This is a genomic window from Haloarcula nitratireducens (genome assembly GCF_019599505.1).
Genome location: NZ_RKLT01000034.1, coordinates 21,875 through 31,193, shown reverse-complemented (window position 1 = coordinate 31,193; position 9,319 = coordinate 21,875). Strand labels below are relative to the sequence as shown.

9 protein-coding genes and 1 pseudogene are annotated in these 9,319 nt (G+C 56.6%); 6 read left to right on the top strand and 4 right to left on the bottom strand.

The genetic code is table 11. From position 1 onward, the window contains the following. Positions 1-994, bottom strand: a 994-nt coding sequence (locus tag EGH23_RS24365; protein WP_236045064.1) for an SLC13 family permease, incomplete at its 3' end; no start/stop codon positions are given. Positions 995-1,103: 109 nt separating this feature from the next. On the opposite strand from EGH23_RS24365, the pseudogene EGH23_RS24360 reads away from it, so the two are divergent. Further along, positions 1,104-1,682 (top strand): annotated as a pseudogene (locus EGH23_RS24360) (IS6 family transposase); the annotation flags it as partial. Positions 1,683-1,818: 136 nt separating this feature from the next. Then, positions 1,819-2,250: a hypothetical protein gene (locus tag EGH23_RS24355; protein ID WP_220582582.1), complete on the top strand. Its 432-nt coding sequence runs from the start codon at positions 1,819-1,821 to the stop codon at positions 2,248-2,250. Between the two features lie 24 nt (positions 2,251-2,274). Here EGH23_RS24355 and EGH23_RS24350 read toward each other — a convergent pair whose 3' ends face one another. Together EGH23_RS24350 and EGH23_RS24345 are read right to left on the bottom strand one after the other, a co-directional pair. Further along, positions 2,275-2,835 (bottom strand): TATA-box-binding protein, encoded by a 561-nt coding sequence (locus tag EGH23_RS24350; protein WP_220582581.1) that lies wholly within the window; start codon positions 2,833-2,835, stop codon positions 2,275-2,277. A 425-nt stretch (positions 2,836-3,260) separates the two neighbouring features. Further along, positions 3,261-4,436 (bottom strand): MFS transporter, encoded by a 1,176-nt coding sequence (locus EGH23_RS24345; RefSeq protein ID WP_220582586.1) that lies wholly within the window; start codon positions 4,434-4,436, stop codon positions 3,261-3,263. Between the two features lie 238 nt (positions 4,437-4,674). Here EGH23_RS24345 and EGH23_RS24340 point away from each other — a divergent pair, with 238 nt between their 5' ends. From EGH23_RS24340 to EGH23_RS24325, 4 genes are all read left to right on the top strand, one after another. Further along, positions 4,675-5,064, top strand: a complete 390-nt coding sequence (locus tag EGH23_RS24340; protein WP_220582580.1) for an MFS transporter — start codon at positions 4,675-4,677, stop codon at positions 5,062-5,064. Positions 5,065-5,267: 203 nt separating this feature from the next. Next, a complete protein-coding gene (locus tag EGH23_RS24335) occupies positions 5,268-5,885 on the top strand; it encodes a class I SAM-dependent methyltransferase (RefSeq protein ID WP_220582579.1) in 618 nt (205 codons plus the stop codon). Positions 5,886-6,129: 244 nt separating this feature from the next. Next, positions 6,130-6,408 carry a hypothetical protein gene (locus EGH23_RS24330; RefSeq protein ID WP_220582578.1) on the top strand — a complete coding sequence of 93 codons (279 nt, stop codon included), beginning with the start codon at positions 6,130-6,132 and terminating at the stop codon, positions 6,406-6,408. Between the two features lie 98 nt (positions 6,409-6,506). Further along, positions 6,507-7,154, top strand: a complete 648-nt coding sequence (locus EGH23_RS24325) for a methyltransferase domain-containing protein (protein ID WP_220582577.1) — start codon at positions 6,507-6,509, stop codon at positions 7,152-7,154. A 586-nt stretch (positions 7,155-7,740) separates the two neighbouring features. Here EGH23_RS24325 and EGH23_RS24320 read toward each other — a convergent pair. Continuing rightward, entirely contained in the window at positions 7,741-8,694 is a 954-nt protein-coding gene (locus EGH23_RS24320; protein WP_220582576.1) for an ATP-grasp domain-containing protein, read from the bottom strand. Positions 8,695-9,319: the final 625 nt, after the last annotated feature.

Sequence of the window (9,319 nt, the reverse complement as noted above, 5' to 3'; positions counted from 1 at the left end):
CCGCCTCCATAACTTCCGGTAACAGCTGCAGATGGTCCTGCTCGATGACCTCTTGGAGGGTTTCTTGGTCGGCTCTGACGGAGAGGACGTCGCCGACCTGGATCCGTTCCGATCCGAGCCCGCGGGCGAGCGTCCGGTTGCCACGAATGATCTGGAACACGTCGAGATCGAGGTCCCGCTCGCTCAGTTCTCCGACCCGGGAACCGACGAGCGGCGAGTCCTCCATGACGACGACGTCGGTGAGGTAGTCGGTCATGCCGAACGCGTCAGTGGGCGACTCCGCCGGTTCGATCCGTGCCGGAGTGAGGTATTGACCGACGGTGAGCAGATACACGACCCCCACGAGCAGGACGATAGCGCCCAAATGCGTGAACTCGAGCAGGGCAAACGGCTGTGCGTCGGGACCGCCGACCTGGACCCATACCTCGCTCGCCAGGAGGTTCGTTATCGTCCCGACGACGGTGAGCATGCCACCGAGCATCGAGGCGAACGACAGTGGTATCAGGAGCTTCGAGGGCGACGTCTTCGTCTGCCGGGCGAGGTTCATTATCGCAGGTATCAACACGGCGACGACCGAGACGTTGCTGACGACCCCGCCGGGCGGCCCGGAGAGCGTGACCGTGGCGAGCAACTGCCGGAACTCATTATCTCCGGCAAATGCGATCAATTTCCGTGTAAGGATCTGGATGACGCCGGTCCGTCGGACGCCTTCGCTCAGGACGAACATCGCCAGCACGGTGAGCGTCGCGGGGTTCGAGAATCCAGAGACCCCCTGCTCCGGCGACACGCCGGTCCACTCGCCGAGGAGGATGAGGACAACTACGAGACCGACCGCGGTGGCATCGATCGGAACCGGCTGGGTGACGAAGAGAACGAAGACGATAGCGATGATTGCCAGTACGACGACCACGTCGACTGAAACCGGAAGCTGCACAGGGAGTAGCTGTAGCGGCCATCTGATACTCAAAGAGAAGAAGAATGAGATAGGATTCATTTATTCGTTGTCCCGAAGACTGCTTGATTAGTACATAGAAGTTGGGTTCCTCTTCCGGGTCCAGATGCACAATTCTACTTTCCAGCCATCCGACCTCCCCCCGAACTGCATACGTTCAGGTGCGACGCCGAGCTGTTCGACTGGTTGTACGAGACGGAGTACGTCGCATGTTCAACGCTCTCACCGCGCAGTTTGGCAGTGGGTTCATCGGCTGGCCGACAGCGATGCGGACCCGCCGACGGCGAAGCCGTCGCGGGTCGCGGTCGACGAAACTGCTGTCCAGATCGGGACCGAGTGGTATTGGCTGTATGTGGCGGTCGATCTCGATTCGTTGTATCTGCTAGATATCGACGTTTTCAGCCGCCATGGTACCGATCCGGCGGCTGCATTTCTGCATCGGCTCACCGAGAAGTACGATGTCGCCGAGACAGACTTCTTGATCGATGGCTATGGCTATCGGACTGCCCTCTCACGGTTACAGTTGAGCGGTCGGGTCGAATACAGTGACCGAAACCACATTGAAAAGTGGTTTCAGACCCTCAAACAGCGAACTGACCACTTTCATACGTATTGGGTGGGCAATCGACCAGCTGTCACCGAATGGTGTCAGCAGTTCAAACGCTATTACAACCAGCAACGGCCCAATCAAGCGCTTAACGGCAAAACACCCGCCGAGGCGTTGAACTAGACAGTGCCGACATCCCGAGTATAACAGACTTTGTCCAAAGCGAGAATCACCGAAGGTCTAGATGGGCGGCTTTAACAAGGTTTTAGCACCCTATACGTAACGAAACTCGTATTTGTCCGCTATTAGTATATCCCGTATGGTATCCGATAGCAAAGACCATTCAGACCAGTTGAGCGACCAAGAGCGTGAGGCATTGCATCAGGTCGAGTTGGGAATCGAGCACCTTCACCGGGCACACGGTCACCTCGTCAGTTTCCATCACGATACTGGTCGGGCGATGGATCACTTAGCAGACGCCGAGGATCACCTCCGTCAATGCGGATATGACGAGCTGGCGGACGAACTCCGGGACGAATATCTCCCCCGCGGCGTCGTGACCGACGACACAGCCGATGATACACACGCAGGGCGGTGGTCCTACGATCTCCTTGAGAACTATCAGGATGTCTTTCTGGCAGACCTTGTTGACTTCGGGGAAGCAGTAACCCAGCAGGTGGCTGATGGCCTACGACATGCTGCCGAACGAAAACAGGAATTTGACTGGAAGGCACGCGCTCGCCGTGAGTGAGCGCTAACTCCACTCTTCAATTCCTCACTCCAGCAACCCAAGGTCGTTCAGTTGATTTTTGATTACCGTGAGTGCTTCTTCGGCATCGGTCAACTGCTTGCCGCCCGTGATGACGAGTTTCCCGCTACCGAAAAGTAGTGACACGACATCCGGGTCGTCAAGTCGATAGACAAGCCCCGGGAACTGTTCTGGTTCGTACTCGATATGTTCGAGACCGAGCCCGATCGCAATCGCATTCAAATTCAAGTTCGCCTTTAGATCAGCACTCGAGACGATATTCTGAACATGGATTGCTGGTGAGTCGTCAACCTCAACCCCCAAGCTGCGGAGTTCGTCAAAAACCTGTCCGAGAGCCACTTCAACGTCGTCTACGCTTTTCGCCCCGGTACACACGACTTTGCCCGAGCGGAAAATCAGCGCTGCAGCTTTGGGATCGTGCATCCGATAGACGAGGCCGGGGAAATTTTCCGGATCGTAGTCACTTCCCTCAAGATCCATAGCGAGTGATTCGAGCGCGAGCTCCTGGCCAACATCGCTTGATGCGACAACATTCTCTACCTCGATTGACTCCGCTGAGATACTCATAATAGTACCGTGCTCCCGCAGGCCTCTTAAAACAGGAACTGGTTCATCGCTGACGAGACAAAACTGCTCGAGTGTGCCTTAGAGATCGCGTGTCTGGACTGTCCTTCGGTCGTTGGCTTCAGCACGCGGATGGTATCCTCGAGTCGTTCAGCGGCTTCCGTATCAAGTGTCCCGTAGAAATCCGCGAGACGTTGTGCTTCGACAGCGCATCCTCCACAGCTGCTTTGACGACGAGAGACATTCTGACGAGTTCTATTCGTGTCTCCTATAGAGGGTTTGAGCTGTGAGTTGCTGCTTCGATAGCAGAACCCCGATCTACGTCGTCATTTAGCGCCTGTGCGTCTTCGAGAGCAAGGCGACCAGAAAGGGACTCGCCACCGTTTTCAACGTATCTGGAGGACACTCAGTCGCACAACTGAGCGGAATCAGTAGTCAAGAGAGAACAGGGAGTTGACCGCTAGAAGGCCGCAGACGAGGACGAGAAGTACGACAAGAAAGCCAAAAGAGACGACCCATCCGTACTGATCAGCCAGAAACCCGAGAGCAACCGATCCCGTGGCGGCGACAACCATGTATACTGTTCTGAATAATCCAAAGCCAAAGCCACGTTCGCCCTCATCAATACGGTCCATGAACCTGGGGAATACCGCTGCGCCCCAACTCATTCCCAGGCCGAGCAGCCCGATACCGAGAGCGATTTCTTCGATATTTGATCCGCGGAGTAGTAATCCGATGCCAGCGATGCTAAAGACCATACACGACACGATCGCAAGGTCACGACCCAGTCGGTCAGCGACGACTCCGACACCCGTCTGGAGGACACCCTGAACCACGAAATAGGCAGCGAACAGCGTTCCTGCGAGCGTCTGCGAATAGCCATGGTACTGTACGAAGAACGCCGGGAGAAACGAGGCGAGTCCCTGCCACGAGAATTCGACGATAATCGCGATGATACCAGTGAAAACGACCGTCGGTCGAGTAAGCATCTCTACAATCTTATCGCGGTCAACCTGATCGCGCATCGGTTCGTCGGGCTGTCGAGGTTCGGAGGAGCGAATCCCGGCCGCAATCAGCGCAGTGATCGGGAGCGCGACCAATGTCCCGACTGCCACCGCGGGCCGCCAACCGAACCTGACTGCTATTCCTGAAACGACCACAGGAGCCAAGAGTCCTGCGAGCGGTGCCCCAGAATTGTGAATACCGATAGCGGTCCCGATACCATCGTAGATTCGCGTGATAAGTGCCGTCGCTACGCTATAGTGAAGCCCAGCGACAGCACCTAGAACGACGACACCCAAGACGAAGACACCGAAAGTTGGAGCAATAACGATAAGCAGTGCTGAGAGACCAGTACCACCGACTGAAGCGAGGATTAGTCGTCGATCTCCGAATCGGTCAGCGAGAATCCCACTCGGGAACTGCGTCAAGGCGTACGTAAACCACATCCCGGTTAGCGCTCCGCCAATCAACGTATTCGACGTGTGAAATTCGGTCGCAATGTCAGGGACGACTGGGCTGAGTGCGAGCCGCCCGAACACGGTGACGAATAGTGCGAGAGTACAGAGAACTAGTACTGTCTTTCGATACTGCCACTCATGCAGGCCCACTTTAATTTGTCTTCCAGCTTGCCACTTAAGAACAATACGACTCCCCTGATAGTGTCCTCAAGATAGTATGATTTCAACTGGTTGAGTATAATTTCGCGCTGTCGCTCAGATAGCAGTACCCCGGTTCACATTGTCGTCCAACGCCTGCGCGTCTTCCGGCAGCAAGGTAACCACGAGATACTCAGCGTAGTCTTCGAAGTACTCGACGAGCTGGGCGATCCGGGCCGAATCGATGGTCGCGGCGGCGAGTGGGCGCTTGGCCCGGTTGCTCTCGAACGGCCGGCTGATCGCCCTCGGGTTCGCCTGTTACGGGGTCGGGTTTCTCGCCACGTGGTTCGTGCCCGATTCACTCGCGGCCGCCGGCGCTCTCGTAATCGTAGGAGCGGGGATCGGCCTGTTGCTCCCGACGGTCGACGCCGCCGTGAGCAACCGCGTCGAGGCGGACTACCGCGCCGGAGCGTTCAGTCTGCGCAACAGCACAACCTTCTCCGGGTGGGCTGCAGGTCCGGTCACTTTCGCCGGACTCGCGGCCGCTGGGGGCGTCGAGTACGGAGACCTCCTGCTCGCTGCCGCCCTCGTCGCGTTCGGTGCCGCACTCCTGGCATTCCTCTCGAACAAATGATCGTTGAATCATCGCCACGTCCGACGGCTGGCGACGTCACACTACGGGTTTGCGGTAGGCCGATACATCCTCATTTTCCCGTCTGGGAGAGCGAGTGTGTTTGTCGACTGAACAAAACCGGCTTCTTCAAACCGACCGTAGTAGGCCTCGATGATTGCCCCTCGACTCCGTGTTCTGATTCGTCATTGCATACGGAGGGTAAGATGAACGAGTCACCACCCTCCCGACTGCGACCGATCGCGCACATCTACGATGCGGCGTACGCCGGTGTCCCGAACTGGGACATCGGCCGCCCCCAGCGGGCGTTCGTTCAGCTCCTTGACGCAGGGCTCGTCCGTAATCGCGTCCTCGATGTCGGCTGTGGGACGGGCGAACTGTCGCTGTTTCTCGCCCGACAGGGATACGAGGTTCTCGGAATCGACCTTTCCCCGCTTGCGATCCGGCAAGCGAAGAAGAAGGCACGCTGGCGGCGGATCGCCGCACAGTTTCTCGTCTGGGACGCGATCAATCTCTCTGGACTCCGGGAACGAAATCTTACGTTTCGAACTGTGGTCGATTCGGCAATGTTCCACATCTTCAGTGACGTCGAACGGGACCGGTTTGTCGCCGGTCTGGCCGATGTCGTCCCGAGTGGTGGGCTCTACTGTGTGCTTGGCGACGCTCGCCGGGACGAACGGTCTATCTACGGCATTACCCCGCGTGAACTCCAAGAGCGATTCGGACGAGCCGGGGGCTGGGAAATCATCTTTGCATTTGAGACAATGTTCGAACGACAGTGGAGCCGGAACCCTGCCTTCTTCGTCGGCGTCCAACGACAGTAATTGCATTAGTACATCTCAATTCCTCCATTGGAATCCTCAGCAACTGACACGAACGGCGGCTGAATGCGGCGACTAGGGGCAGATTCAAATGGCTGACAGTGTGCGCGTCGTTTTCCGGGAGCAGGGTGACGCGAGCCTCTCCACCGGCCAGGGATTGACAACTACGACTCAAGCAACGCTCGACGTCTCTGCAGGCGGGCAACAGGCGGCTCCGACTGCTGGGCAGTCCGGCAGTCGTAGTGGCGTGATAGACATCTCGTATGAGGGCACAGTCGGACCAGGCAACAGAATCACGATCACCGCGACTATCGACGGCGACCCAGTTACAGACGCCGATGTGTGCGTCAAGGATGGCAACGGTGACCGAAGACTCGTTGGGCAAACCGACCAGGGTGGACAGTTCGTAGTGGTTGTTCCGGCGACCGGCGACAAAGCCGGTGAGCTGAATGTCCGCACGCCCGCTCAGAGATTCAGAGAGTATTGGCGGTTGACGACATCCCTGCTGGCAGTATACTTTCAATAGGGAGTGTAGCTCTCAGTGTGGCCTCGAAAAGTTGATTCAGATGAATTGAGTTCGAGTAAGCCCCGAATAGCGATGTCGTCCACTTCGAATATCAATGCGTGCACCCGTATATTACCACAATCGGCAAATGGATGCTTGCTAGGGCTGACACGCTCGGTATTGCCACTCCCGACCATATATATGGATTTGGCGACCGCTGGATTAACCTAGTCTCCAACACGCCGGTCGAGGAAGCCCACGCTGTCGCCGATATCCTGTATGAGGCATACGAGCCTGACTCCGTGATCGACTTCGGGTGTGGACTCGGTCGGTATCTTACTGGATTCCAAGCCCATGGCGCCACTGTCCATGGCGTCGAAGGCTGTTCACAGGCCCGAGACCACGCTGAGATACCAACCGATGCGCTCACCATTCACGACCTTCGCGAACCGCTGGAGCTCGACAATCAATATGAATTGGCACTGTGTATCGAGACTGCCGAACACATTCCGTCGCGATTCGCCGACACCCTCGTTGATACCCTTACAGCAGCGGCGCCGCGTGTAGTTTTCACCGCTGCCCCACCTGGACTTCGAGGAACCCATCACGTAAACGAAGCCCCACGGAAGTACTGGATCAAGAAATTTCAGTCGAACGGGTTCTCGTATGCTCCCGAAGAGACAGCCCGACTCCAGGAATCGATTCGCTCCGAAATAGACGCCGCAGAGTGGATCGCCGACCGTCCCTTCATCTTCGTTCAGCGATAGGGCACCACTCGCAGTGTACTATATACATGTACTATACTGAGCGGCTCACTGTATCATTCATCAGCTTGACTGACGTCATGGGTTCCGAACAAGAGGCGGGAGTCAGTGAACATTCGAACGCGATTTTCCACGTCGTTAACCGGATTCCCTCCCGGATCGTATTGAACTGAAGCGTACTGCTGATACAGGCGGTCAAGTCCGCGAGTGCGCCCGCAATCGTCTCGTAGCGACCAGTCAGGTCGGTGTATCCCATCAACTTTTCGAGCCCCGTTGGCACCAAACGCTATGGACACAGACTCATGTCACACGCTTTTTTAGCCCTCATTAGCCGCGGATAGGGGACGCTGTAATGACGGGGTGTTACTGGTGGCAGCGTCCCTTGACGCTCCGCGAGGTGGGTCAGGTGACCCACAGTAGTTAGGACACATAGCGGTCAGTTTGTTATAGTGACCGTTCAAACCGTATGAATATATTACTGAATTGTAAGTTCACCATCTTGAAGTAGCAAGCATTGACGAGACATAGAGAAGAATCACGTCCTCCTCGGTAATATCCTCTGAGAGCGCGAGTCGCTAATAGACTCGTATTATCGGTTAGCTGATTTGAGCGCTGTAAATAGGGCTGACAGCGGGGTCGACGTGTCTCCTGACTCCGTCTCTTCCGCTGAGACCGACTGGTTGTCCCATGGGGTGGGCACCGCATTGAGACAGTCGCGGACAAACGGCTTCGGATCGTCCGTACTGAAAAAGTCGAAGTGGGGCTGGGTAATCATCGACCACCCCATCGCTGCGGCCGTCCGTGGCAACGATGGTTTCTCGACGAACGGATACTGTTCTGTCGCGACGCTGGCAAGGTGAACGGCCTCACCGCGAAGGAAGTGCGACGCCATCCCCGGGCGATACGGTGGATCGAATGGTCCCTCGTCGCCGTTCGCAAGCAGCCAGTAGTATCGTGGGTAGTCGACGCTCGCGTGGATATCACAGGGGAGCGACGACCAGAAGCGAGGATTGATTTCGAGGAGATTGAACTCACCCGTCTCCTCATCGCGAATGAACCCAACGGAGGCCACGCCATGCCACTCGAGTTCGTCTAACACTGCGAGCGCCGCCTCCCGAAGCTCGCGAATATCAACGGCCTCGTGATAGACGCTTGGTCCGCGAGGATATTTGAACCCTCGACGAAGAGCCTTCTGCGTGCTGAACAAGGCATCTCCTTCGTTGTACAGCGCTCGGACCGTGTACTCTGTACCGGGGATGTACTCTTGGACAATTGGAACGTGTCCCATCCGATCGATGAGTCCATCGATATCGGGTGTCTCTCCCGGCTCGAAGTACTGCGTATTCGGCGTCGACCAGGATTCGGTCGCCGGAATCGCGTCGAGGTAATGCTGTGTCAGGGCGCCATAGCGTGCTTTGGCTATCAGCCGACGGTCCCAGTCCTCAACCTCAGTGAGCAACTGTGTCTCGGGGACCGTAACATTCGTTCGCTCAGCCGCTTCGAAGAGCTGGAGTCGATCGTGGGCCAACTCCAGCGTGTCCATCGTTGGCCAGACCGGTGTGAGATGGTCTGTAAACGCGTCACGATATTTCGAGAGGACGTAAATATCCTCTTCACGGACTGGCACGATAGTGCGCACAGACGGGCGTGCAGCGAGATCTAACAGCACGTTCCGATAGGAGAGTAAGTCATCGGATGGACTCGGGAGGTGAACGCGTTCGTCGCAGTACTTCGAAGAAAACGCTGGAGACTGGTCACTATCAGAGGCGACGATAACCCGAACATCGTGTTTCCCGAGCGATCTGGCGACTGTAACTGATCCTGGAGCGTCGTTCGAGATGACGACGACAGAGCCGCTAGGGGGCTCAGTTTTCGGCATAGACGTAGTTGTCAGCCAATCATGAAAGTATGACTCTGCTTAGGCCTGCCTACCCCAACCTTACTAGAAGCACGAGAAAGAAACTACCCGGTCTTAACAGTCACTCGTGTTAGTGTAGACCCCTCGAAACGATTGATACAGGTTCCAAATGTGGAACGGAGGAGAGCCTGTTGAGCAACTCCAAACATCTCTCCCAGAGGACGATTGTCAACCCCCATGTCGGTGACGGGACGGAGAGCGTTCAAACAGAGGGCCGGTCCGAGGACTGACTCGCCGCGCCGACCTCAGA